Source organism: Photobacterium profundum (assembly GCF_003026285.1).
Taxonomy (GTDB): domain Bacteria; phylum Pseudomonadota; class Gammaproteobacteria; order Enterobacterales; family Vibrionaceae; genus Photobacterium; species Photobacterium profundum.
This window is the reverse complement of the sequence record NZ_PYOD01000019.1, coordinates 19081-44011: the sequence shown is the minus strand read 5'-3', so window position 1 is coordinate 44011 and position 24931 is coordinate 19081. Positions and strand designations below refer to the sequence as shown.

The following is a 24931-nucleotide window of genomic DNA, read 5'->3' as shown; positions in this document are numbered from 1 at the left end:
GTGCTGATAACCCTTTATAGCACGGAAGGATGCCACCTTTGCGAGCAAGCTTATAGCTTGCTTGTAGAGGCAGGGGTACAAGAGCACGTTCAGGTAATAGATATTGCCTTTGATGACGTGCTCTTTTCACGTTACGGCGTAACAATACCGGTTGTGTCCATAAAACCCGTAATATCAACGTCTTCAGATGCTTGTTCTGTAACCGCAGACATTGTTTCTGATGAATCTACACACTCAATTTCTGAACTTGGTTGGCCGTTTGATAGTGCCGACCTTGCAGCATGGTTAAAAAACAATGGCTTTAATTAATATTAGTAACGCGCAACTTGCGTATGGTGATCACGCTTTACTTGATAAGGCGGAGTTCGTTCTTCAACCAAATGAACGTGTTTGTTTAGTGGGCCGTAATGGCGCAGGTAAATCAACGTTCATGAAAGTGGTTACAGGCGATGTATTGCTTGATGATGGCAGTATTCAGCGTCAGACAGAGCTTACAATCTCTCGTCTAGAACAAGATCCACCGCGTAATGCTGAAGGTAATGTGTTTGATTACGTTGCTGAAGGTTTGGCTGAAGTGGGTAAGGTACTTAAAGAATATCACCACTTATTGGATTTAATCGCTGTTGATCCAAGTGAATCAAACCTTAATAAGTTAATGAAAGCGCAAGAAAAAATTGACCATGCGAATGCGTGGCAGTTTGATAGTCAAATTGCTGCTGTGTTGGAAAGCCTACATCTTGATCCGCACACAATGCTTAGCGATCTATCGGGTGGTTGGCAGCGTAAAGCTGCGCTGGCACGTGCATTGGTATGTAACCCTGATATCTTACTTCTTGATGAGCCAACCAACCACTTAGATGTTGCAACTATCGAGTGGCTTGAAGGTTTCCTTAAGAACTTCCGTGGTTCAATCATCTTTATCTCTCACGACCGCGCTTTCATTCGCTCGATGGCGACACGTATTCTTGATTTAGACCGCGGTAAACTTGTTTCTTTTCCTGGTGACTATGAACTGTATCTTGAAAATAAAGAAGAGATGCTGCGTGTAGAAGCGGAACAAAACGCAGAGTTTGATAAAAAGCTAGCACAAGAAGAAGTATGGATTCGTCAAGGCGTTAAGGCTCGACGTACTCGTAACGAAGGGCGTGTGCGTGCACTAAAAGCATTACGTAATGAGCGAAGTGAACGCCGTGAAGTGGTTGGTAAAGCCGACATGAAACTTCAAGAAGCGAAGCGCTCTGGTAAGATTGTATTTGAAGCTGAGAATATCTCATATAGTTATGGTGACGCACAAATCATCAAAGACTTCAGCTTTACAGTTATGCGCGGTGACCGTATCGCACTTATCGGACCAAATGGTTGTGGTAAGAGTACATTGCTAAAAGTAATGCTAGAGCAACTCACCCCAACATCAGGTAAGTTCCACTGTGGTACTAAGATCGATGCAGCATACTTCGACCAATACCGTGAAATATTGGACCCTGAAAAAACCGTAATGGATAACCTTGCTGATGGTAAGCAAGAAGTGACCGTTAATGGTGTAACACGTCACGCATTAGGCTATTTACAAGATTTCTTATTCCATCCTCGTCGTGCTCGTACACCCGTGAAAGCACTTTCTGGTGGTGAGAAAAACCGTCTATTACTGGCTAAATTGTTCCTAAAACCAAATAACTTATTAATTCTCGATGAACCAACAAACGATCTAGATATCGAAACATTGGAACTTTTAGAAGAAATACTTGCCAACTATCAGGGTACTTTACTTTTAGTAAGCCACGATCGTCAGTTTGTTGATAATACTGTGATGACAAGCTGGATTTTTGAAGGCAATGGGGTTATCGACGAATACGTAGGCGGTTATCATGATGCTCAAGAGCAACGTGCTAACTCTCTAACAAATATTGCTAAAAACCAGGCTGCTGAATATGAGCAGGCGAAGAAAAAGCAAGAAAACAATAAGCCGCGAGAGGCTACTCGTTCTACGCCAAAAAAGAAGCTTTCTTATAAGTTTCAAAAAGAGCTAGAAGGTCTACCGCTTATAATTGAAAAATTGGAAAATGAAATTGCACAACTGCAGGAACAAGTTAATGATCCTGCATTCTTCCAAGACGTAAAAAATGATACCGAAGCAACATTAGCTCGCCTTGCAGAAGCAGAGCAAGAGTTTGAAGTAGCATTTGAGCGCTGGGAAGAATTAGAGGCAATGTAAAAGGAATCCTAATGCAACATAAGATGTTAAAGCTTTCTACACTGGCGATACTTATCGCCGGTGCTACTGGTGCCAACGCTGCCGTGTATAAAGTGGTTGAGGTTACAGACGCAAGTGACGTTGAATCACTGCAGTATTTTCCGACTGCTAATACGAGCAATAATTCTGTTGAGTTTTATGGGCAGGGTATTAAAGCTTCAGAACCTGGCGCTAATTGTTTTGACACTGCTTCAACAAGCTGTACACCTGATGATTACACGGTTGTAGGGGAAAGTCGAAAGGGAACTGCTGGTATCAATTATCGTGATACCATTGCATTTTTAACCGATAATTATCAACATCTTAACGATCGTTATGAATTTGAGCGTTATTGTAATGATAACCTTGGGTTCAATACGTGCGATGTGTGGTCTGAAGAGCAGTATTACGGTCTTGCCTATAATCGAGATGATGTAAAGGATCGTACAGGTTTAGGCGGACTTCAGCGTGAGCAAGCTGCATGGTCTTTAGGGTATTATTCGAATGCACTCCCGATCGTTAATGGCGAACGTATAACAACATTTGCAAATACAGCAGCTAGTTATGATGATGCCGCAGAATTAGGTACGATTATTGATGATGGTAGCCATCTAACACCAAACACTGTTGTAAATGGCATTGTTGCAGGTACTGGTGCTGATTATGTCTACGGAATCACGAGTTCAGCGTATTTTTCTAAGGATGGCCGAAATGCTCGAGCGTTTGATAAGCGTGGTTTTGTTAACGCTGGTGAAAATAAAACTGAATTAGCTCCTCCAACTGTTAGCCGTACTGATGATAAGTTAGCTGAACAAACGGGACAGACATTAGCTAATGATGCGGTTATTTATAATGACCAATTATTAGTGGTTGGCTCTGCCTCTTATGCACCTAGCTTTTATTATAATAGAGGTTCATCCTCTAACCCTACTTGGGAATATGATAATGATAAGTTGCCTGATCTAGATGATATTAAAGGTGATGATAATTTAGATATCAGCTTTAATGATGATCGTTTTAAAAGCTGTGTAACGAATGCATCCCCAAGTAATGTGTATTCGAACTTTGAATGTCAGTTTAGTACCTTTGCCAATCAAGCTGCTTTCTGGACAGTTGATAGTGCTGGTCAGGCTACACCAGGTATTATAACAACGCCTGATGAAAAAGTACTTGATCCAGATAACCGTGACCGTTCGTTCCAAGCATCAGCAAAAGCAGTTGCTGTTGTCGATGCTAAGCCTGTTATTACTGGTTTTTCAACAAAATACCGTGATGATGATTATTATGCTGTACGTGCTGCTGTATTTACGCCAAAAGATGGAAGCATTGCTGATAATAATTGGTCAATGAAGTTTATTCCGGGTACGGAAGTTGAGAATAACGATGGTGATCGCCAGTACAGCTATTCGACTGGTACAGGTATCAATGACAACAACAAAGTTATTGGTATTGCGAAAAACTATCGCGCTGAAAATCGTTCTTATGCGCAGAAAATGTTCGTGTTTGATAATGTAGCAGGTAAGACAAAGTTCCTTGATACAAGTATCGATTCAACAATTTTCTTCGATGGTAGCAATGGTTACGCAGCTGCTATTAACAATAGTGATGTCGTTGTTGGCTGGGTTGACTCTGAAACAGTCAACCAAGTTGATGGTCGCCAACGTCGCCAACGTGCATTCTTGTTCAATGATGGCGCTAAGATTGCCAACTCCCCATTGAGTGCGAATGGTGCGTGGATGTTAGATAACCTAACTAACGATAATGGTGATACAAGCGCTGTAGCAAATCAGTTCCGTATTGCACAAGCAACTGGGATTAATGATGCGGGTGTTATTTCTGCTACGGCACTAAGATGTGCTGCTGGTTATGACAACCTGACGAGTGAATCACAGTGTAGCGGTGGTGAACGATTAGTTGCGGTTAAACTTGTGCCAATTCCAGACGGTACTGTTGATGTACGTCCAGAAGAATCAGGTACGATAGAACGTTCTGGTGCTTCTTTTGGCATGTTTGCTTTGACACTGCTAGGTCTATTTGGTTTCAGAAGAAGAAAATAAATTTTTGTCATAATTATTTATTTTTCACTAAGGCTCACAATTTGTGAGCCTTAGTTGTTTCTAAGGTTGAAAAAATAGTGAAGATCGCTAATTCTTATATTAGGAGTCACCAAAACTCCGTCATTACGAAACTGTGGTGAAACAATATAAATAAGGTTGAGGACGAACTATGAAGAGACAAAAGCGGGATCGATTAGAACGTGCGCAAGCTCGCGGGTATCAAGCTGGCTTGAATGGCCGTTCTAATGAAGTGTGTCCGTACCAAGGTGTGGACGCCCGTACTAATTGGCTTGGTGGTTGGCGAGACGCAAGAGAGGAACTACAAACAGGTCTCTATAAATAAAATATCCCTCCCTCATAGAAAGAACCCTTATTTAGCCCCTTAGGAGAAGGGGTTTTTTATTGTCGTTAGTTTCGTATGCTGTTTTATGTTGAGGAAAAGTGCTTCAGCTGTAGTCAAAGTCATAGCTGTCTAGTTCCTTGCTTTGGCTCTTTATAGTTACGGGGTAACTAAATTTAGTGTTTTTCATTGAATAACAGACAGAAAAAAGGCCGCATAATAGCAGCCTTTTTTGTACTTATAAGTGTCCCAAAGGGGGATGACTTAGAAGTTTGTAGTGTCAGAGAATAAACCTACTTTTAAATCTTTAGCAACGTATATTTCTTTACCGTCTACCAATACACGGCCGTCAGCAACGCCCATGATAAGCTTACGGTTAATAACGCGTTTAAGCTGAATGTCATATGTCACTTTCTTTGCTGTTGGTAAAATTTGGCCTGTGAATTTAACTTCACCTACACCAAGAGCACGACCTTTTCCTTCGCCACCTTGCCAGCCAAGGAAGAAGCCAACTAGCTGCCACATTGCATCTAAGCCAAGACAACCAGGCATTACAGGGTCACCTTTAAAGTGACAATCGAAAAACCATAGGTCAGGGTTAATGTCTAGTTCCGCATGAATGAAGCCTTTACCGTGCTCGCCACCTTCGCTTGAAATTTCAATCACGCGATCGATCATCAGCATATTGTCAGAAGGTAAAGAAGGGAAAGCTGGACCATAAAGTTCACCTTTACCACATGCTACTAATTCATCGTATTCAAAAGATTGTTGGCGTTTCATCAGATTCTTACTGCTCCAAGAAAGTATGAGAGCAATTTAGCGTACACGTGTACGCTAAACAACTCGGATCAGTGCTGGCCAAACCAGCTGCGAAAAATAGATAACCAGCTGACATCATTAGGTTCATCACCATGATGGAAGGCATCTATTCGCATTGCAATTCTCGCAAGAATTGTATCAGTGTCTTCTTCTTCGCCTCTCAGTGCTTTCCCCATAATAAGAGGAACAGCCTCATCGACGTTTTCAACAGCCCAAATATGGAATTGTCCTGACTTTATTGCTTCAAGAACATCTTCATTTAAGCATAAGTGACTTAAGTTTGTTTTCGGTAATATGACACCTTGAGTGCCTGTTAGACCACGGTGAAGACAAACCTTATAGAAACCCTCAATCTTCTCGTTAATGCCACCTACAGCTTGTACACGACCAAATTGGTCTACTGCACCCGTAATGGCAACTTGTTGATTGATTGGTTGCATCGCTAAGGCTGAGACGAGTGTACATAGCTCAGCTAACGACGCACTGTCTCCATCGACTTCGCAGTAAGACTGTTCAAATACAATAGAGGCAGAGAAGGGTAACGCTTGATCTAAGTTTAGCGCGGCACTCACAAATGCCTGCATTATCATCATACCTTTAGCGTGAATATTACCACCAAGCTCAGCTTTACGCTCAACATCAGAGATATCACCATCACCAAAGTGTACAACACAAGAGATACGTGCGGGTTCTCCGTAAGAAACAGGATGACCTTGTACATCAATGACGGTTAAGGCATTCACTTGGCCAATTTGTTCGCCTTTACAATCAATTACGACTTGTCCGTGATGAATGTCTTCAATAGCACGTTCAGGTAAGTATGATTCGCGGAAATGACGTGCTTTTAAAGAAGACTTTAAATTTTCAGCGGTGATCGTTTGTCCGTCAGCATCAATAGCAGCTTCAGAAATTAACCCTTGGTGCCAAATAGGGCAAAGCGGAACACGTGTTTGATCTTCAGCATGACGAGCGCCTGTTGCTAATAACACATTAATAGCATCAGCATCGGCAAGGTCAGGTAAACCTGCTTTGTTAATAATGGCTTTCACGTAAGCAAGATAGGAAGGAAGACTTTGCTCTGAAATAAGTAAGTCTTGCTCAAATTCACTGTACATTGAAAAGCCGGACGTGAAATCGGGCTCACCATTATCAAACTCACCCATTAAATACCGATCGCCCATCACGACAAGCTTCAGATTCAGCTTTTCAGGCACCGGCAGTGGGTAAAGAGTTTTATGAGAGGCAGCTTGCCATTCCAGCTCGCCATTCATTAAGACGCTTTTTAATCGTGGCCATAATGCAGGGTTACTTAAAATACTTGTAACAGAAAGCACAAGATAGCCATTGTTCGCTTGATGAACAAGACCATGTTTAACTTGAGCTTTCGAAATTTTCCCATCTTCAGAAGGGGGATAAACTGCACCAAAAAGGCTTAGCTCAGTCACATTTTCGCCAGCAATAATAACAGTTGATTCAGCATTCTGATTTTTGTTATTGATTTGCTCCTCAGAATCAACCTGCTGTGATTTTTTTTTCTTGTTCTCTACGTCATATTTAGCTAATAGCTCAATAACGTAATCGCGATAGACTTTGTTGTCAGGCGCGGTAATACGAAGAACACGAGGTTGCAGTTCAATTGCGGTGAAGCGGCGGACGGCGTCACTAAGACGGTCTTGCAAAGTACCTACAGGAGCAGGTTGAAGATTCTCATAATCTTCCATGATTGTTTGGTACTTCGAGTAATCTGGGATCATTGTACGCCAGGATTCTTCATGCATAGACTTGTGCTTTCTTTCGTTACTGTGAAAAGGACAGCAGTATAAAGGAATCAATGCCCTCATAATAGTTATGATATGCAGGATATTGGGTTTGTGAGAAAACAAACAGTTAATATCGTGATGTAATTGAGCTTTTATCCAAAATCAGTTACGCTGTCACTGTTTGTTTTGGACTTTTGAGAATTATCCCCTTTTATGAAATATCAGCAACTTGAAAACCTCGAAGCCGGTTGGAAATGGACTTACTTGGTCAAAAAATGGAAAGAAGGAGAGGCAATCACCTGTCATATCGATTCGAGTGAAGCCGAAGCTGCTATTCAATCTTTACTTACCATTGAACACGAACCTACAAAAGTGATTGAGTGGATTGGTAAGCATATGTCACCAGAGCTTGAAAATAAGCTGAAACAAGCTATTCGAGCTAAACGCAAGCGTCACTTCAATGCCGAGCAAGTACATACGCGTAAAAAATCGATCGACCTTGACTACCGTGTATGGGAAAAGTTAGCAGAGAAGTCACAAGATTTGGGTTCTACGTTATCAGATACGATTGAATATTTGTTGAGTGAGAGCAATCGTACAGAAACTGTTAGTAAAACGGTTTCGGATATCCGTAAAGATTTATCTGATTTATTAGATTAAGAGTCATTTATTTGCAGTGAATATTGGATTCGTTACAGTAAAATACTCAATTTGATATAGGCTTATACTAAAACGTACAAGAAGGAATCATTGAATGGAATATGTCATTATACTTGCCGTTGCCGTCATTTTTCTTGTTTTTAAAGATCGCCCTGTAATGACGATGAAGTTTACAGAAGGTGAACTGACGCATTCAAAAGGGGATATCCCCCACGGTTTTTTGGTCGGCTGTAAAGAGATAGCGCATAAGCAGCCGTTCTCTGGGCAAATTAAAGTCTATAAGAATCGCTTTACAACAAAAATCACTTTTTCTAAGACCGTGCCAAGTAAAGTAAAGCAACGTATACACAATGTGTTCCCGCATACTGGTACGAATAAGAAACAAGGTCGACGAGCCTAATCTTTACCTTTTGAAAATGTAGTTACCTGACAACGGCTTCTAGTGAGGCCGTTTTTGTATCCGCTTAATATGGAAATGCTTATATTATGATTCAACCTCATGCCTTTCGATTAACTCAAGGGGACGATTTAAAAGCCTCTGTTTTAGCCTATGTGAAAGCGAATAATATTAAAGCCGGCTCACTATTATCTTGTGCGGGATGTTTAACAACAGCGCGTATACGCCTTGCTGATGAGTCTAAATCGTTGACGCTTGATGGTCCTCTAGAAATTCTGACACTTTCTGGCACATTAACGGCTGATCATGTTCACCTTCATATTTCAGTTGCTGATAAAGAAGGCAGGGTATTTGGTGGTCATTTAATGGATGGGAGTGTCGTGTCTTACACTGCTGAGATCTGTTTATTGAGTTTTACTGAACAACACTTTTCTCGTAAATACGATGCAGAAACGGGTTTTGATGAGCTGGTGGTTAATAATACCAAATCCATCTAAAAGTGGGTTTCTATTATTTAATTTATTAATTATTCAACATATTAATAAAGTAGAAACCCAATACAGTAACATTCGTATGAGAAGAAAATGGTTAGTTAATTGCGCCTAAAAGTGATCGCTGGCTTTCAATAAAGTTGGCTAATTTCTCTTTTAATTGTTTCAATTCATCTTCTGTTTTTATTCGTGATTCCATTTCAGCTTCAAGCTGCTTGCCAAGATCAACGGCAAGGTAACCACCTTGTATAAGCGCTTTTGTTGTAACGTTAGTTTTAGTTAATTTTTTTAAATCTTCAATCATATAATAATGCTGATCTAGATCTCGAATCGTAATAGCCATTAATACTCCTTGTTAAGGGGGCATTTTACCTTATTATGATGTCTATTATCTAGAATGATTGCATTTTATCGAGTGGAAATAATGGTCCATATTGATTTTTGATTGCATTATTTAAGGCGAATGTATTTTAAAAGCCCTACATAGATACCAATAGTGAATGTTTAGATTGGATTTTTCGAGGTCAACCAATGCTTTTTTCCTTATATTGTAACGATTTGCTTGATAATTAAAGCCACATCACTACACTCTGATAGATTATACTCAAGTCACTTCAAGATGTTCGTTTCAGCGAAAATCCTGCATCTTGAGGTGACTTGGGTATATAAATATAATGATTATTATTAATAACCGAAAGCGGCAGGGTTGTCTTTTGAATGTAAATGGAAATGCGCTAAGAGAACGGCTTTTAGCTAAACGTAGTGAAGAATCAGTACCTGGTATACGCGGTATATGTATGATTAACCATGGTAGTAGTATTACAATTAGTATAAAAACCCCGCTAGGACGCTTGTTTCAATGCGAAACGACATTCATTGGATCTAATGGTACCGATTATTTTATTTTGGCTTTACCAGAAGTCAGCCCACATGAATTAGATGATTATTTTTGTGAAGGGTACTGGGTATCGATTAAGGCTATTTCCGACCGTGGCGAAGGGGCGATAGTCCGATTTAAAACTCAAATGGATAATATTATTCAAAAACCCGAGCGAATAATCACGCTCAGAATTCCACAAATGATAGGGTTAACACAGCTTCGTAGTGAGGCGCGTTATGAAGTGAAATTACAAGGTCATGTTTCAATTTCCAATCGCCTTTTGCTGGTGGAATTTAAAGATTTGTCATCAAAAGGGTGCTGTTTCGTTTACGGTGCGAATGGTCCTTCATTTGATACCGATAATAAAATAACCATTGTTGTGAAACACCCAGTAACAGGACAAAATTACCCTCTTACCGGTGTAGTACGCAGTGCGCAAAAAGCGAGTGGATTAAATAGTTGTGGTGTTCTATTTGATAGCAACGGGCAAGATATAACTAAACAGTTATTAGCACAGCTAATTTTTGATGGCTCTCGGTTGTCATTTAAAGCTTAATGATTGTTGTATTAACGATTTCAATCAAAGAGAGTCATTCAACATTGGTACTATAGATTACGCTGTCACGCTGACTGCCCTAATGCACTATAACTTTATTTTAATGAGAAATTTAAACAGCTTCGTTATATATCACCATAGATTTATCTATAACTCGGAAAAAGAAGGGGTTTGTTACAGCGCGTGACGCTGTAACAATTAATTTATGAGCCACTTGTACCAATAAGAACACTATTCAGATTAATTAGTGATCCATTTTTTGCGACAAAAACGCCTCTCTGATCTGAAATCAAAAAAGCATCGCTCTTATTCACATTCTTTATAAAGAAACTACGGACTGTAAAACTTTGATGTTTCTCTGCACCGTCTTGTTCCGTTGCATATAAATAGTAATGTGAGCCAAAGCGTAGGAAAAAACCAAAAAACTGCTTCGATATAACGATAGCGTTTTTAGTGTCTTTGCCTATAAACTGCATTTTCATACGCCCGCGATTATAAGTAATCTTTAGTGTTTCTTTTCCATAGCCATCATACTGACTAGAAAAGCGGTATGAATTCTTAGTTAATAAGGCTGATGCTGAACCAAACAAAACAATGAACAATAGGGCAAGTACAACTCCCGTTATTATTTTTCCAACTAACTTACTCATTGTTGCAATCACCTTGATCTATCTTTGCTGTAAAATCTACAATACTCATATCATTGAAACCGATAATTTGAAAAGATGAGCAAAGACCACCAAGTGGATACACAATCAATTCTGACATATCGTTGGGAATACTATTAACCGATAAAGATATGCGTTCTGGAATATCTACACCATCGTATAAGGTACTTCTCCCATTCACGCTGGTATGCTCGACAAATAAAAAATACTTACTGAAAACAACTAACGTGAGTAGAAAAAAAACAATGGAAACAAAATGGTTTTTAACAAAAAGAAGAGTCGTTGATTTTACGTTTAACTTTTTATTTTCTGTAACGTAGGTTGTTTGTTCAATGTTCTGTGGTAGTGCTGCTTCAGGTAAAGGGCCGATACCATTTGAGGATAATTTTGGTGCATGTAATGGCGCATCATTTTCTTGCAGGCGTATTGAGTAACCTTTTTTAGGTTCGGTAACAATAATATTATCTTCACCGATTACCGCAAAAGCATTGCGTATATTTTTAATCGCAACAGTTAAAGAGCTATGTGTAACGACTTTTCCTGGCCAACAACACTCAAGTAAATGCTCTCTACAAATCGTAACACCATGGTTCGAAGATAATAACGCAACAATAAGTATTTCAGACTTTGATAATTTAATCGATTGTTGATCGGTTGTACGAGTAACAGTTTGAGTCAAAGTATCAATATTATAATTGCCGATTGTAGAATATGTGGCCAAAGGTTGCTCATTGAACATTGTTTTTAACTCATAGACAGGTACAAAAAAACAGGTTTGAATGAACAAACCTGAAAGCAGTGTGATTTTATCTTATTGGTATTAGAACAATCAATACAGCGTTATAAGTTCATTTTGAATCCTAGGTGCATTATCTTTACAGTCGCCAAACCAGATTTTACAGCTTCAAGATTCATGGCCATCTCTGTTGCTGTTTTCTCATCTTTCGCTAATACCGCAATTGAATAAATAGGCCTTAACTTTTCATTGTTGGCTGAATTTTTATCTTCTATTTTTTGAACATTCAGATAGGAAGATGTCACTTTGCCACTGGTATTCCAGTCAACAACTTGCTGTAAATCTTTACCTAAAATTTGGTCTACAACGTAGGGAGAATGTGCATCTGTCCATTCTAGTTCAATCGCGTAGTTTTCTTGAACTAGTTCTGTATTTAGCCACTTGTTCCCAAGATCTCTAGCATCGACAATTGTGACTAAGTCTTTTTTAGAAAAGGGAAGTTGGCTAATTATATTCTTTACCGACTCTTCATTATCAGCTTCAATAACGAAACGAATCATAGGGAATTCTTTATCACCAACAACACTTTTACGAACAAATACATCGTGAATAATTCCGGATTCTACTAGCTGAGAAAAAGCACTTTTTTGCGCAGTCATCGTCTCAAATATCTGCTGAGGATCGTCTGTTTTCCACTCGGTACTCACACCGTAGGCTGCACTATTGGCAGACATAGCGTTAACTAGTAATAAAGGGGCTGCAATTAATCTTATTATCGTTTTAGCTTTCATCGTATATCCTTCTTTAACATTATGATTAGCAATCGTGATATGTTTAATTACGAATGACTTCATATAAGGCGGGATAATTCTTCACACCATCAAGTTCTAGTGCTGGAATTACTTTTTGCATGTTTGAAATAGCACGTTGAAAATCTTCTGTAGATTCCCATTTAGCAATATTGATCAAGAAGAAAGTACTATTAGGCTGTAATGATTTATGCAGTTGAGTTGAAACATACCCAGGTTGAGTCTGAAGAAAATCACGGGCTTTCTCCCAATGCTCAATGGTTGCCTTTTCATGTACCGTTGGTACTTCAAAAGGGTTAATTAAAGTAACATCTTGGGCGAAAACAGGTGAAGAGCAGAGTAGTGATAGGCTTAATAATTGTATTTTCATTTATTTCTTCCTTATCGGCTCGTTTATTTAATTAGAGGGTGAGCCAAGAAGAAATCTACCAGAGTCAGCGTTTATAAGAAGCCTTGAATCATTTAATTCATGTGAATTAATAATAATAAAATGAGAAGGCAATACTAAGATCACCTTTTCAACAGTTTCTAATATCAGAACGTGTAACGCATACCCACTTGGTAGTTCATCTCACGTATATTTTGTACTTGACCAAATGTATTCGCACCTAATGCTCGGTGAGTAAAGTTTGCCTCTAGACCTATATTTTTCGTAATACGAATAGTATTTGCTAATCGTAGTTCATACATTTTTTCGTCATAATCGGCCATTCTGATTGCTGGTTCAATTTGCCAAGCATCTAGAACATTGAATTTTGCACCGAGTTCTACTGTAAGTGCATTGTCTTTTGCTCCAACATAGCCATTCATGCTTGAGATACTAATATCAGCCTGATGCACAAATTTATTGATGTCGAATTGAACATCAATTTCATCAACACCGACAAGACCATATAATGAAAAATTGTCGGTAAAAGGATGAAAATAGCCTAATCCAGCAGTCGTCTGTGTTATCGATAAGCTGTCTTTAGATGTAGAGTCATGGCGAACTTCAGCAAAGAAATTATTATAAAAATTCCAGCTACCACGCAAGTAGTACCCAGTCGTGTAGTCGTAACTTTTACCTAAGGCTGTAGGAATATATTCATCAAAAGATGATAACTGGAACCCGCCAGATATGAAATCATAATCAGAGTTCGCAGTCGTATTGAAAGAGGTTGCTGTAAGAATAACAGCAAGTAGTGGTGTGTATTTTTTAACATTTAATACAAGCATGGTTCAACTCCTAATTATTAGGCAGCGAACCATAAATTAAAACGTCTATTTACGATACATTACGAAGCATTAATTCACATTAAAGAGTAACTTAAAATATTAAATGCATCTATAAACAATTAGTTACATTATAACTATTCATTTTATTTAAACGAAATGAACAAGCAATAGGTGACACCGTCACTGTTTATCTAGAGGGTATAAGAAAATAAAGGGGGACTAAATGTATACAGATTGTTGGTAAAAAAGGGCAATCATCAGTGTGAATAGCCCTTTATCTGTTCTTACTTGTCTTCAGAAGTGTAGCTTGAATATGAACAGTAATAGCAGCCATTAGATTGTGGATATATTTCTTTAGCGGCATTTAATGCAGTACTGCATGCTGTGTGGTACCCAAGAGGATCACAGTTTTTTACACCAGGGCTGTGAGTACATGTTGCTGTGTGAACTTCATGATCGCCATTATCTTGCGCTTTCTTATCAACATAAAACAAACTCATAATCACCTCTGACAATTAATGTTCAATCGGATTCTTGAATAACCACACTACTCCTATACAATTATAGGTGATAGTTAAGAATACAAATAGTTAGATGAGCGTCACTAGTTGTTGGGTATAGAGGCTAGGGAAGTGATTCAACTCACGCTAAAGATTCCCATCAAACTCTAAAGGTTACACTGTCACTTAATTGAACTGTGTTTTCTGATTTAATTTGTTATATCGCAATCATTCATCGATATTGTTTGGTGGTACAATTATAGTCAGAATACAGTATTCTTAACGATTTTTTCTGCTTTCGATATTCCTTTTTCTTCTTTTTATTACCCATTGAATATTTTTTATCTATATCTTTAATTTTTGTTACTAACCCTGAACATGGTAGATTTTTGTATTGCTTAATATATTGATCTACAGTTTTAGCATTTAAAGAAAAACAAAAAAACAAGGCTGTTAGTAAAATCCATTTCATCATTATTTGTCTTTTTTACAAATGTAATTAGCATATCAAACATTAATAAATGAATAGGCGCGAGTATGTAATAAATAGAGAGGCTGCATGTATTTAAAAGTAGAGAAAGAGTTGTTACATTGTAATTTGAATAGAAAGCTCGCCTATCATATAAGATGTAGAGTGAATTTTTCGGGTTTACTTAAAAGAAAATGTGTGTAGGTGTGGCATTCAATTTTAAAAAATGCATTCACACCGACAAATTATGAAGGCAAAAAATTAATTATTGCCTTCATTCTGGTTAAATATTAATACTTGGCGGGATTTTACTTGGTAATAAGAAACTGTATTCTTGACGAGTTTCGTTACGAATATTAATTGTTTGTTCAATATCAGCTAACGATGCTTGGAATTGACTGAGCGGTCCACCTTGATCAGTGATCCTGTCATCCTCAAACCAATCCAAATAAGGAAAGTTGTTGCTGCGATACTCACCGAGTTGACGATAATATACGCCCCCTAGCAATTGTAACAAAGAAAGCTGCTCCAGAGACTGTGACATCGGAGGTAGGTTTTGTAACCAAGCTTTTTCTGTTTGAATATTTGTCGGATCTTTACCCCAGATAGCTCCGGTTACTGCTGGCGCGAAGCTCATCAAAGAACGTTGTGGGAAATTAACTGCTGCATGTTGTGCGCTGGAGGTGAAAATAATCATCGTCAACACATCCGAGAGCTGTTCACGAGTCGTGATGGGTTTAAATCCGTTAATAGCACCTTCTGTCATTAACGACTCAGCCCATGCTGCCAATTCGTAGTCTTCGGTCACAGTCGCATCATCAGTATAGTAAATACTGGTATAAGCCGTAGTCCAATTATGAATCGCTTCCCAAATCAAAGTCGCGTCATCACGATACGGATAATCAGGTAAAAAATCCCTATTGCCTACTTGCCTCGTAGCCAAATCATTGGGGAGCATGTACCTATAAAAATCGAGTCCGAGTCGATCCGTTCCTGCTGCATTTTGAGTTGCTTTAATTTTTCCGCCAAAAATACTTTCAATGGGGCCACCTGCGGCGATTAGACTGCCGGCAGCACTATTATTGATGAATAAGGTGCCTTCAAAATGGGGAAGCAGTAATACATTAATGGGATGAGATTCAGCAAGACAGCGATTAGTCGCGATTGTAAAAGCTTCAATAACTAGGTGAGTACGACCAAGGTGGACAAAAAGTTCATGATAATTACCATCAGCAACTTGCACCATCGTCATGGCTGCTTGCCACTGCCAGTACTCTGAAGAATTATCATTATTCTGTACTGCATAGGTGATTGTGGAGTCATCTTTGTTTTGACCGCTTTGAATAGCTACTGGGATCAGTGATTTTCTATCTTTGGGTAGCGCGAATAATGCGATTGGTGCGAAGACTTGCTTCTCTGGGGTTTGAGGGTTATCGACAAGTACCTTCAATTCATGATAGTCCAAAAGAAATACTCGGCTTTCAGCCAGTGCCTCAGCTAATGAGTCATCTAACCCCATGACTTTCTGATAATCAGTTTCGTTGACCGGAAAATTATCAGCCAGACTGGAAACGCCTTTGATTAACATGGGGTTTTGGCCTGCGACTCGATAACGAGCAAAACAGTCATTTTGTTGAAAAGCAGCAGCGACTGCTGGTAACGGAATTTTTTGAAAAAGATCTTTATAAGCATCTAGGCCTTCATCCTCTCGATGCTCTTTGACCTCTGCACGAACCAATCTGAGGTATATCTCAACCAGTGATTTCAACATCTCTGTTGTGTTTGAAATAAAAGCCAATTGTTGCCCTAGCTTCAAACTACCAAGCGCGTCTGAGGCCTCATTCACACCTTTTTTAATGTCTACCAATTCAGCGGTGTCTTTTACGTTGGATACGAGGTTCTCCACAATCGGCATTAAGGTCTTCAAAACGATGATCGTCCATGTCAACGTTGGGTTTGCGTCTTGAGGTACATCTTTTGCCATTGGTACAGGTCCTACATTTGGGTTCTCCAAATCCCAAACATAATTTTCCTGTGTTTTTACCAGTTGTTCTTGTCGCTTTTCTTGCTGGCGATGGCTGTCATTTTGAGGAAGAGATGGATCTTTACGAGAAAATAAATCAAACATGTGAATCCTTTCTTTTGGATATTGGAATAAGCAATAATGATCGTTGTGTGTAAATAGTGAAGGTATGGTCATCTCTCCATCGACGGTACTATTTTGTTACAACTGAACATCTATTTGATGAGACGCTCTAGAGAAGATAGTTCACACACAAGAAGACACCTGACAGATATTCAATAGATTGCTTATTGGTTGCATTTGCGTGAACTGTTTCCATAAATGTATGTCGGTTAATAGGAGGAATTGCAAAAAAATCGGCCAAGTCTCGGATTTTGTCACCTAATTTAGCGACTCATTATTATCAAAGGAAAATAAATGGATGGTTATGCTCAACTTTAAACAGAAAAGCACTCAAATGGATTTGGTACTGTTGCGGCAGAGATTTTAACGGGTATACCAAACTAGTTGATGTAACTATTAGTGAGTAAGGAGTTCAAGTGTCGGGCGAAAGCCGCAAACTTTCATTATATGCCATCTACTTTTCCGTTCAATAAAGCACATGCATCGGTATTGAGTGAGTTTAAAAAGATGTTAGCGGATCATGACGTTGGAATGGGGAGTGGATGGACATAAGCAGAAAAATGAGTAGAAACTTATTGAATATCTTGGTGTTGGGTGTAACGTAGGTTAAGTTGATTACTGTATTTAAAGGAGCGTTGTATGATTGATACTCTGATCTCAGCAATTGAAAATAGGCAAGAAATCAAATTTACATACAGTGGTTCCCCCCGTGTTGCTCAACCAGCGGCTGTCGGTGAATCTTCAAAAGGAAATTTAGTTCTTAGATGTTATCAAACACAAGGTGAACATGTCACTCTAGGACATGAGTGGGATTTGTGTAGCATTTCTAATATACAAGAACTTGAGATTACAACAGATACCTTTTTAGTCGACCCACCTGATTATAAACGTGGTGATAGAAACCTGAGACGAATCTACGCTCAACTATAATATACCAAGCCCGCAATAGCGGGCTTGGTCATAACTAGAGGCTAGGGTAAGTTAAGGTATTTTCTTTTTTATTACCCGCATTATCTCGAGGCATCTGAGTCGAACATCTTCATTAATTTTGTTCGAAGATGGCAAACCACGGCGTTGATGAGTAATACCAACAGCGCCAAGCTGACGAAAGCGAGTGATCAGTCGCTGAACTTGTCGAACACTCAAGGACAGAATACCTGCAGCATCTGATCGTCGGATTCGTTTCTTACAAACATCGCTAATAGCATTCAGGCGTAAAAACTCTTTTTCATTCATCGTTTGTGAATCTCACATAGATCAGATAGATACTGATCACCATAGGAAAAACAGGACATTTCCGTTACAACAATAATGACGATGGACAACATAAGCCTTTGTAATTATTGATAAGGTTCACAAAAGTCATGGTGTCTTCGATACTCACGGGGAACTATATTTTTCGCAAATTTGAGTGCGGTTTAAGCAAGAATGAAACCAGCGAATTATGTTTTAAAAGTGTGAGAACCATCACGCGTTGGGATGGAGGCCAAGAGATACCACCGGAATGTAAACGGTTAATGAGAATGTACACTGGGCGAGAAGTAGGAATAAGCGAAAGTTGGATAGGGTGGAGAATCGCCAAAGAAAACCTAATTTCACCTAACGGATTAAGTATATCTTCAAACAAAGTATTAACAGGTACTGCGATATTAGAGATAGGTGCAGAGCAGGATAGTCGTAACGTATCTTTAATCATGAAAACGGCAAGGGCACTAAGAAAGATACTAAAGAATTAATAGTGAATGCACTAACAGCGCTTAAATAAAGGCTGTTAGTGTATACCAGAAGAAGATCATACAAAAACTGCCGAGTGTAATGTATCACCTTTATTGCTTTATTTTTAAATCATATGCTTGTGCATTAGTTCCTTACACAACCCACTTAATCGGTCTGAGCTACTTTTGATATGATCTCTCGATTTCTTATATACTTCATCAGAATTTACAGTCTTACGAGCTAACTCTCCGGAGTTAGCAGCCCATATAAGGGGCATTTTATCTATAGCAAAGTCTTCACTATCAAAGTCAATTCGTTGAAAATAAAGCCCATGCAGCATTTCCATTTTTGAAATTGACTGTTCAAATAAAGCATAAGCGGCAGGGTCGTTTGTATAATAGCCACTTTCACATCTATAAGTCATGCGCTGAATATCAGTGATCAGTTGATCGCAAGCATTTGTGTAAGCAATTGAAGCTTCGTAAAATTCTTCAATTTTTTCACATATAATTTTCTTACGTTCTCGACGGTTAATATCATCCCACCAAATTACAGAGGGGTCTTCGATTGAAGAACGATAATCTAAGCAAAAAGGTGCGCCATCACCGGACGAACCAAAACAAATGATATACCTAAAATCAGTTATATCTTGAATGGCTCCGGGGTAGTCAGGCAAACTTCCATCACCATAAACACCATAAACACCATCAATGACGAAATCTGATGATAGCTGCTTTGTGGCATTAATTATGGGTTGTTCTGATTCATAAAATTCACCTAACTCAGTTTCGAGCAAATATCCGTAACTATCACAATCAGTTTTGAGTTGCCACGAACCAACATCCCGTCGCAACAATCCTGTTTGTATGGCTGTAATCATTTCTTTGGGTAAATTGAGATTTCTAATTTTCATACCTAAAACTGTTAACGCCTGCAATAAGGTGCCCCGCACTAAACTAACAAAGCACACCGAACTTCATACCAAAACTGCCGAGTGTAACGGGTCACCCTTAATTGCCTTGTTATGCAACTCCATCCAATAATACGATCATACTTGACCGAAAATCTTTCCACGCACGATAAATCTGCGACATACCGGCAACAAATTCATACTCTGATAATTCCAATTCACTTTCAACAATTTGAGCCAGAGAAACCTGCATGACAACCTAATACAGGCATGCTTGGCTGCTGCACCAAACCAATAGGCAAAGAAATGCGCCAACACTTTCACAGCAAAGTAACGTTGAAATCATGGTGTTAAATTGCCAGAAATAAAGGCAGCAAAGAAAGCAACAACAAACTTATCTACGGTCTTTCAGGCAGCCTGTCGCTAAACGAATGGCCAAGGATGTCGTGGAAATAAGCGATGAACTATCTACCATTGAAAATCTTGGCTCTAGGTGCATAACGCCTGCCATAAGTTGCCCGCCCCAAAACTAAACAGACCACCGTAAACTCACAAGCCATTTCATACCAAAAATGCGCCGTGGCAAGGGTCATCTTGATGGCCTTGTTATGAAAATTTATTTCTATCCGCCAAAATCACAATGTTCCTCAACCAAACTTGCACGATAGTTTCCACTACGAACAATATTACATAGTCGAGTGATGAACTGAATTACTGATTCATTGGTTTCTTCTACACTAGTAGAAACACTTAAATACTCACCACGCTTTACTCGCGCATATCCTACATACTGTCTGCCTTCAACATCGGCATCCACACCTAGTATGATGGATTCACGCGAATACTTATTTGCGTTAACATTCTCTCCAAGCACAGATGAAGCACCATAAAATTCAGCTGCCATAGGGTTAATTGACGCTAGAAAAACCTTCAAAACACCTTCCAGTACTTGTTCAGTCGGGTTATTTTTAAGCTCATCTTTCGTAAGCTTCATAGATAAAGTAACAAGATACAAATCATAGTCAGAGTAATAAGCTAACTCACTAAAGCAATATTTTTCTTTATCACTACACTTAGCTACATCAAGAATTTGGGTCTGATCTAACAAAAACTTATTTGGAATATGTATATTCAAAGATTTAGTTTCTATAAATCGCTCATAATCCTGCCCAGACATGGCTGGCTGCGCAAATCCTAAGCCTGAATTGACCAAAAACTCATTAAATATAGTCCGCCAACTGCGTCAACAATTTCGTTTCAAAACCCAATCAGAGCGTAAACAAGAACAAAGTCAGTATAGGCAGTATCTCGCCACTTTTCGATTGGGAGGCGCATTATGAGCGAAGCAATCAAAGCTGCTGGTCGTGCAGCCGAAGTTATCGAGCAGTTAATCGCTGAAATGCTAGAAGTGTGCGCTGATGATAATTGCATGGGTCTGGCCGAGTTAGAAGTCGAAGGACAACCATTTCAAATTCAGTTGTTAGTGACGAGAAATGTTGATGACTTTCTTGATGATGACTTGGTATTAGCAGGTGGTGAATCATGATCATTCAAAGAATCCCTAAGCAAGTGACTAAAGCCCCTTCGGGGGCGGCGGTTTCTTCTATGCCATTGCACGAAGTTGCGATCCCATTAGATAAATCAATCACCGCACAGTACATGGCTGACCATGCTTATCGTGAATGTAAGCGTTCTCTAATGATTGCGCGTCAAAATCGTCTTAATGGCGATCATGAAGATGTCGCGTTTTTCTTGAATGATGCAGCTGAGTTTCGTCGCATCTATCAGGCTTTTGCTAACGCCGTTGATGTTATGGGTGGCTTGTAATGAACAACACCCTTTATCAACTTTTGAAAAATGACATTCGTGCCAGCATTGCGCTGGCGCGGAGTTATCGATTGGCGGGCGAACGCCGCACCGCGATTCAATTTATGGCCGATATCAAAGAAACTCGAAAGGAATTAACGGAGGTGATTGCTAATGTTGCCACCTAACGATGTTCTCTATGTGGCTGGCGCAGTTCAGCCAGCCGATATAACTAAAAGCAATCAAGCCGCCTTCGAGAGCGGTTTTTTAGGATTCGATTTTTGTGGTCCACGACCTCAAGAAGTTACACCGCAACAATTTTGGGATTTAAATCGCGTTAACCGAGATACTGATTTTATTGCCAATAAACAAAAAGCGCATGCTGCTTCTTTGCCTAACTATAACGCTAAACATCTCCGCGAAGCGGCGGCACGAAGTGACGAAAACAATAGGCTTGTCCAAGGGCGCAAAAGTCCGACACACCCACAACAAGCCGCGTTAGACCGTATTCTGAGACAAGAACGCAAGCTACAGCGCGGTGATACGGTGCTATCCAGCACCGAGGCTTTCTACAATCATGACACCTTGTACGAGCTAGCAGAGACCAATGAAACCAAGCCGTTATCCACAGTCAGATTAATGAATCGTAACTGGTCAAATCAATATCGCGTTTTGCACCATACCCAAACCCGACCAAGTGCCGCACCCGAAGCCCAATCTGGCGAACGCTACACCGAAAAACTAACCCAACGTGCTGTTACCAAAATTTTCGAATCGGGGGCATATGTCGCAGCTTGCCATGATGGTTTTACTACCTTCTTAACCCCGACATTTTCACCCGAGCAACGTGAAAGAATCTTCTCGGGCGAAACCACCATTGGCAAAGAGGTATCCCGTTTTCTGGATGGCTTGAAAAAGATGTATCAGCGCGGCTGGCACGGAATTAATACTGACAACGAGCCATTTGAATTAGAGCCGATAGAAGATCCATTTCACTACATTTGGGTAGCGGAATGTCCAGCCAATGATGATGGTGAACCGAATCCCCATGTGCATATTTTGCTGCAATGGACAGTAGAACGTGAACACTTTGAAGCGTGGGCTTCGCGTATCGAAAACATTTGGGGGCATGGGTTTGCCAAGCTAGAAAAAATCAGACACACCAAAGCGGCAGGAACTTACATCATTAAAGCCGTGGGGTATGCCGCTAAAGGCGGCAATGCCAATCAAGGTTTAATCAAAGGCAATCGCTATAACATCGCCCGCTGCAGCCGCGCTCCAGGTTGGGATTGTTTAGCCAGTTTTGAAGCGGGCAACATGGCAGCGATTATCAAAGAATTAGGGTACAAGTTAGAGCAATGGCGCAAACCGATTGATCGTTATATTCGCCGCCTTCAAAAGCAACATGACCAAACCATCAAGGCAAAAGCGATAGCGAAACAAGCCAAAAAGCCGAAAGAGGTACAACAAAAGTTAAGTGCAAGGCTGGCGAAAATTGAACACCAAATGCGGGCAAGCCGTGACCAACTCAAAAGTCGTGGCGTATATGCCACGACAAAAAACAGTTATTGCGCGTCCTTCGATGGTGAGCAAGCCGAAGAGAAAGCCTTTGATTTTTTGCTCTGGGCGGCGGGTGCACGTGGTTGGTCGATGGAATCGAAATCTGATGATGATGCCTATCGCCAAACCGTCAATGAAGCCAAACAGTTAGCCTGTATTGAATACGCTAATAAGTACGAACGATTCAAAGAAAAAAGCGCTTACTGGCAAAGCGTTCTAAGCGATCCATTAGTACCAAATGAAACCGATAACGAAGCGGAATTAGCCAAATCAATGCTAATCCGCGAACAGTATGAAACCCACGCATTAGCCGCATAAAGGAAGCCGTAAACAATGGATGAATTGAAAGGAATCACAGTAGAACTGGATAAAGAAGTGCAAAAAGCCAAAGGCAATATGTTTGCCTCAAAGTTGATCGCACCATTGCGTTTGGTGTTGGTTTGGATGAATGGCGTTAATCAGAAATTGGCTGAATTAGAGCAACGTGGTGGAGGGCATTTTTAATGGATAACAACGGATGGCCAACACGCGCCTCAATCAATCCGACTGCTGGCGGTCAACGCTGCGAATGTGGTGATGTGCGTACCTTGCACCGCTCGCGGGGTAAACGCGCAAGATTCCTGTACTCAATGTGCGATAAATGCGGCACCGACCAACGGACAGGAGATCCAGTTCAACGTGTATTCAATCAATTCTATGTGACTAAAGCGGAGTTAATCACCAGTGAGCAAGCGCAACCCGAAGAATCCAGCATCATTGAAGAAGCATCGCCAACACCAACAGAGACAAGCGGTGAAAGCGGAGACAATAAAAGCCCAATCGTTAAACCAGACAAGCCAGCAACCACCTGCCTTGCAGAGCAAACCCGTAACCGAACCACAACCGATAATCAAACCGAAAAAGAACCGCAACAAAAGCGTATTGGTTGGGGTGCTGTGCTTTGCGGCATTGTCCTTGGCGGGCTTACTGGCGGTGCAATCGTTAAATTCAACTAACCCAATCAACCTATAGGAAACAACATGGAACTAGAAGACCCAATCAAGACAGAAGAAGCCGAACAGATTGAACATCATTCAGAAGAAGATGAAAAACGATTTACCAATAGCTTCAATGACGATGTCGATTTTGATCCAACACAAACCGACGTTAAAGCAAAAGAAGAACCCGAAACCATGTCCATTGAAGCGGCAGCAGGTATCGTGTTCATGGGGTTAATGGCAACAGAATCAACACTGAAAATGGCGGTGCACAAAGACTTCAAATTTGATGCAGACCAAGCCGAAAACGTAGCCTATAAGGTTGCGCCTTTGATCGTGAAATACGGCGGTAAGCCACCGCCATGGTTAGAACCGTATATGGATGAAATCATGGCATTGTTTGCAATTGGTTTATTAGGGTTCAGCAGCATGATGCAAGTCAGGCAGTTAAAGCTAGAAGACATAAAATCGAAGAAGGCAGCGAACGATGATGATAACGAAAAGGTGACCGCGTGAAACTCCAACCTGTTAACCAAAACAATACGCTAGATAATCATCATGCGTATGCGGTTGGCATGTCTGGCTGCGGGAAAACATCCGCAGCCAAAAAGCTGTTTGTTAAGGCAACCGACCAAGTCGTAATTTTTGATCCCTTGAATGACTACCAAGGAAAACTCGCGGGTCGGGTCGTTCGTAGCTATTCCAACCTGCGTGACTTTGCCATTGCCGTTATTGCAGGGCGTAAAACCAAGCAAGGGTTTAAGATTGCGTATTATCCAAAACGAGAAACAACCGAAGAAGATTTTGACCGTTTCTGCTCAATTGCATGGGGCGTTGGTGATGGTAAACATGCCAAACCTATAAAAGTAATCTGCGAAGAAGTCGCAGAGCATAGCCACACCACGGGCAAAGCAACGGGCTATCATGGCAAGTTATTGAGGCTAGGGCGGAAATACAACATTCACACCATCAACATGTTTCAGCGTGGGCAAGAAGTATCAAAGACGATCATTGATAACTGTCAGTATGCGTGTGTGATGATGCAAAAAGCCGATGATAGTGCGCATTACATCCAACGCAAAACGGGGATACCAGCCAGTGAGATTATTCCGTTGGTTAAGCTTGAGTATATTTTACAGGATGGAAAGACTTGGGTGATGGGTAAAATAGCATGGTAAGTTATTGTTTTTCTATATTTAAAATTAATTATGGCTTAGTATGTGCATAGT

The 24931-nt window shown here is 40.2% G+C and carries 33 protein-coding genes; 18 read left to right on the top strand and 15 right to left on the bottom strand.

Annotated features, from left to right (window positions below; translation table 11 throughout):
* The first annotated feature begins 3 nt into the window (after positions 1–3).
* The 4 genes from C9J48_RS24220 (at position 4) to rmf (ending at position 4630) form a co-directional block, all read left to right on the top strand.
* Positions 4–309, top strand: coding sequence for a glutaredoxin family protein (locus C9J48_RS24220; protein WP_036803716.1), 306 nt, complete (start codon positions 4–6; stop codon positions 307–309).
* The gene (locus C9J48_RS24215) at positions 296–2212 is read left to right on the top strand and encodes an ABC transporter ATP-binding protein (RefSeq protein WP_006231959.1); all 1917 of its coding nucleotides are present in this window, start codon (positions 296–298) and stop codon (positions 2210–2212) included. Before C9J48_RS24220 ends, C9J48_RS24215 begins: the two co-directional genes overlap by 14 nt.
* 11 nt (positions 2213–2223) lie before the next feature.
* Positions 2224–4287, top strand: coding sequence for a DUF3466 family protein (locus C9J48_RS24210; RefSeq protein WP_006231958.1), 2064 nt, complete (start codon positions 2224–2226; stop codon positions 4285–4287).
* Positions 4288–4456: 169 nt separating this feature from the next.
* Entirely contained in the window at positions 4457–4630 is a 174-nt protein-coding gene (rmf, locus tag C9J48_RS24205) for a ribosome modulation factor (protein ID WP_006231957.1), read from the top strand.
* 261 nt (positions 4631–4891) lie between these two features.
* On the opposite strand, the gene fabA is transcribed toward rmf, so the two are convergent.
* Together fabA and C9J48_RS24195 are read right to left on the bottom strand one after the other, a co-directional pair.
* Positions 4892–5407: a bifunctional 3-hydroxydecanoyl-ACP dehydratase/trans-2-decenoyl-ACP isomerase gene (fabA, locus tag C9J48_RS24200; protein WP_006231956.1), complete on the bottom strand. Its 516-nt coding sequence runs from the start codon at positions 5405–5407 to the stop codon at positions 4892–4894.
* A gap of 68 nt (positions 5408–5475) precedes the next feature.
* Complete coding sequence (locus C9J48_RS24195; RefSeq protein ID WP_006231955.1) at positions 5476–7224, bottom strand: AAA family ATPase; 1749 nt, start codon at positions 7222–7224, stop codon at positions 5476–5478.
* A 195-nt stretch (positions 7225–7419) separates the two neighbouring features.
* Here C9J48_RS24195 and matP point away from each other — a divergent pair, with 195 nt between their 5' ends.
* The 3 genes from matP to C9J48_RS24180 all read left to right on the top strand — a co-directional run bounded on the left by matP (position 7420) and on the right by C9J48_RS24180 (position 8760).
* Positions 7420–7866 (top strand): macrodomain Ter protein MatP, encoded by a 447-nt coding sequence (gene matP / locus C9J48_RS24190; protein WP_006231954.1) that lies wholly within the window; start codon positions 7420–7422, stop codon positions 7864–7866.
* A gap of 94 nt (positions 7867–7960) precedes the next feature.
* Entirely contained in the window at positions 7961–8266 is a 306-nt protein-coding gene (locus C9J48_RS24185; RefSeq protein WP_006231953.1) for a DUF3634 family protein, read from the top strand.
* An 86-nt stretch (positions 8267–8352) separates the two neighbouring features.
* Positions 8353–8760, top strand: a complete 408-nt coding sequence (locus tag C9J48_RS24180; protein ID WP_006231952.1) for a PPC domain-containing DNA-binding protein — start codon at positions 8353–8355, stop codon at positions 8758–8760.
* A 91-nt stretch (positions 8761–8851) separates the two neighbouring features.
* On the opposite strand, the gene C9J48_RS24175 is transcribed toward C9J48_RS24180, so the two are convergent.
* A complete protein-coding gene (locus tag C9J48_RS24175) occupies positions 8852–9097 on the bottom strand; it encodes a hypothetical protein (protein WP_006231951.1) in 246 nt (81 codons plus the stop codon).
* A gap of 331 nt (positions 9098–9428) precedes the next feature.
* Between C9J48_RS24175 and C9J48_RS24170 the strand changes: the two genes are divergently transcribed.
* Positions 9429–10190, top strand: a complete 762-nt coding sequence (locus C9J48_RS24170) for a PilZ domain-containing protein (protein ID WP_006231950.1) — start codon at positions 9429–9431, stop codon at positions 10188–10190.
* A gap of 203 nt (positions 10191–10393) precedes the next feature.
* On the opposite strand, the gene C9J48_RS24165 is transcribed toward C9J48_RS24170, so the two are convergent.
* The 8 genes from C9J48_RS24165 to C9J48_RS24130 form a co-directional block, all read right to left on the bottom strand.
* Entirely contained in the window at positions 10394–10840 is a 447-nt protein-coding gene (locus tag C9J48_RS24165; RefSeq protein WP_006231949.1) for a hypothetical protein, read from the bottom strand.
* Positions 10833–11597, bottom strand: a complete 765-nt coding sequence (locus tag C9J48_RS24160) for a winged helix-turn-helix domain-containing protein (RefSeq protein WP_006231948.1) — start codon at positions 11595–11597, stop codon at positions 10833–10835. The genes C9J48_RS24165 and C9J48_RS24160 overlap by 8 nt, the downstream gene beginning before the upstream one ends.
* Positions 11598–11698: 101 nt before the next feature.
* Positions 11699–12385, bottom strand: coding sequence for a hypothetical protein (locus C9J48_RS24155; protein ID WP_036803705.1), 687 nt, complete (start codon positions 12383–12385; stop codon positions 11699–11701).
* Positions 12386–12428: 43 nt separating this feature from the next.
* Positions 12429–12773, bottom strand: coding sequence for an antibiotic biosynthesis monooxygenase family protein (locus C9J48_RS24150; protein WP_006231946.1), 345 nt, complete (start codon positions 12771–12773; stop codon positions 12429–12431).
* Positions 12774–12937: 164 nt separating this feature from the next.
* Complete coding sequence (locus C9J48_RS24145; protein ID WP_006231945.1) at positions 12938–13618, bottom strand: outer membrane beta-barrel protein; 681 nt, start codon at positions 13616–13618, stop codon at positions 12938–12940.
* Between the two features lie 284 nt (positions 13619–13902).
* Entirely contained in the window at positions 13903–14118 is a 216-nt protein-coding gene (locus C9J48_RS24140; RefSeq protein ID WP_006231944.1) for a hypothetical protein, read from the bottom strand.
* 232 nt (positions 14119–14350) lie between these two features.
* Positions 14351–14593, bottom strand: a complete 243-nt coding sequence (locus C9J48_RS24135; protein WP_006231943.1) for a hypothetical protein — start codon at positions 14591–14593, stop codon at positions 14351–14353.
* A gap of 277 nt (positions 14594–14870) precedes the next feature.
* Positions 14871–16715: a lipoxygenase family protein gene (locus C9J48_RS24130; RefSeq protein ID WP_006231942.1), complete on the bottom strand. Its 1845-nt coding sequence runs from the start codon at positions 16713–16715 to the stop codon at positions 14871–14873.
* Between the two features lie 657 nt (positions 16716–17372).
* Between C9J48_RS24130 and C9J48_RS24125 the strand changes: the two genes are divergently transcribed.
* On the top strand, positions 17373–17663 hold the full coding sequence (locus tag C9J48_RS24125; RefSeq protein ID WP_006231941.1) for a WYL domain-containing protein: 291 nt from the start codon (positions 17373–17375) through the stop codon (positions 17661–17663).
* A 51-nt stretch (positions 17664–17714) separates the two neighbouring features.
* Here C9J48_RS24125 and C9J48_RS28445 read toward each other — a convergent pair whose 3' ends face one another.
* Positions 17715–17969: a helix-turn-helix domain-containing protein gene (locus C9J48_RS28445; RefSeq protein ID WP_006231940.1), complete on the bottom strand. Its 255-nt coding sequence runs from the start codon at positions 17967–17969 to the stop codon at positions 17715–17717.
* Positions 17970–18097: 128 nt separating this feature from the next.
* Here C9J48_RS28445 and C9J48_RS24120 point away from each other — a divergent pair, with 128 nt between their 5' ends.
* On the top strand, positions 18098–18469 hold the full coding sequence (locus tag C9J48_RS24120; RefSeq protein WP_006231939.1) for a DUF3653 domain-containing protein: 372 nt from the start codon (positions 18098–18100) through the stop codon (positions 18467–18469).
* A gap of 104 nt (positions 18470–18573) precedes the next feature.
* On the opposite strand, the gene C9J48_RS24115 is transcribed toward C9J48_RS24120, so the two are convergent.
* The 3 genes from C9J48_RS24115 to C9J48_RS24110 form a co-directional block, all read right to left on the bottom strand.
* Positions 18574–19386: an SMI1/KNR4 family protein gene (locus tag C9J48_RS24115; RefSeq protein WP_131541645.1), complete on the bottom strand. Its 813-nt coding sequence runs from the start codon at positions 19384–19386 to the stop codon at positions 18574–18576.
* 85 nt (positions 19387–19471) lie between these two features.
* Complete coding sequence (locus tag C9J48_RS28030) at positions 19472–19612, bottom strand: hypothetical protein (RefSeq protein ID WP_006231937.1); 141 nt, start codon at positions 19610–19612, stop codon at positions 19472–19474.
* Positions 19613–19981: 369 nt separating this feature from the next.
* Positions 19982–20536, bottom strand: a complete 555-nt coding sequence (locus C9J48_RS24110) for a hypothetical protein (RefSeq protein ID WP_006231936.1) — start codon at positions 20534–20536, stop codon at positions 19982–19984.
* Between the two features lie 159 nt (positions 20537–20695).
* On the opposite strand from C9J48_RS24110, the gene C9J48_RS24105 reads away from it, so the two are divergent.
* From C9J48_RS24105 to C9J48_RS24080, 8 genes are read left to right on the top strand one after another with little or no spacing between them, the layout of a single operon-like run.
* On the top strand, positions 20696–20905 hold the full coding sequence (locus C9J48_RS24105; protein WP_006231934.1) for a hypothetical protein: 210 nt from the start codon (positions 20696–20698) through the stop codon (positions 20903–20905).
* A complete protein-coding gene (locus tag C9J48_RS24100; protein WP_006231933.1) occupies positions 20902–21186 on the top strand; it encodes a hypothetical protein in 285 nt (94 codons plus the stop codon). Before C9J48_RS24105 ends, C9J48_RS24100 begins: the two co-directional genes overlap by 4 nt.
* Positions 21186–21353 carry a hypothetical protein gene (locus C9J48_RS28025; RefSeq protein WP_006231932.1) on the top strand — a complete coding sequence of 56 codons (168 nt, stop codon included), beginning with the start codon at positions 21186–21188 and terminating at the stop codon, positions 21351–21353. The genes C9J48_RS24100 and C9J48_RS28025 overlap by 1 nt, the downstream gene beginning before the upstream one ends.
* On the top strand, positions 21340–23043 hold the full coding sequence (locus C9J48_RS24095) for a rolling circle replication-associated protein (RefSeq protein ID WP_006231931.1): 1704 nt from the start codon (positions 21340–21342) through the stop codon (positions 23041–23043). Before C9J48_RS28025 ends, C9J48_RS24095 begins: the two co-directional genes overlap by 14 nt.
* Positions 23044–23058: 15 nt before the next feature.
* On the top strand, positions 23059–23229 hold the full coding sequence (locus C9J48_RS28020) for a hypothetical protein (RefSeq protein ID WP_006231930.1): 171 nt from the start codon (positions 23059–23061) through the stop codon (positions 23227–23229).
* Positions 23229–23720 carry a hypothetical protein gene (locus C9J48_RS24090; protein WP_006231929.1) on the top strand — a complete coding sequence of 164 codons (492 nt, stop codon included), beginning with the start codon at positions 23229–23231 and terminating at the stop codon, positions 23718–23720. Before C9J48_RS28020 ends, C9J48_RS24090 begins: the two co-directional genes overlap by 1 nt.
* 24 nt (positions 23721–23744) lie before the next feature.
* Complete coding sequence (locus C9J48_RS24085) at positions 23745–24218, top strand: hypothetical protein (RefSeq protein ID WP_006231928.1); 474 nt, start codon at positions 23745–23747, stop codon at positions 24216–24218.
* Positions 24219–24277: 59 nt separating this feature from the next.
* Entirely contained in the window at positions 24278–24880 is a 603-nt protein-coding gene (locus C9J48_RS24080; protein ID WP_050764903.1) for an ATPase, read from the top strand.
* Positions 24881–24931: the final 51 nt, after the last annotated feature.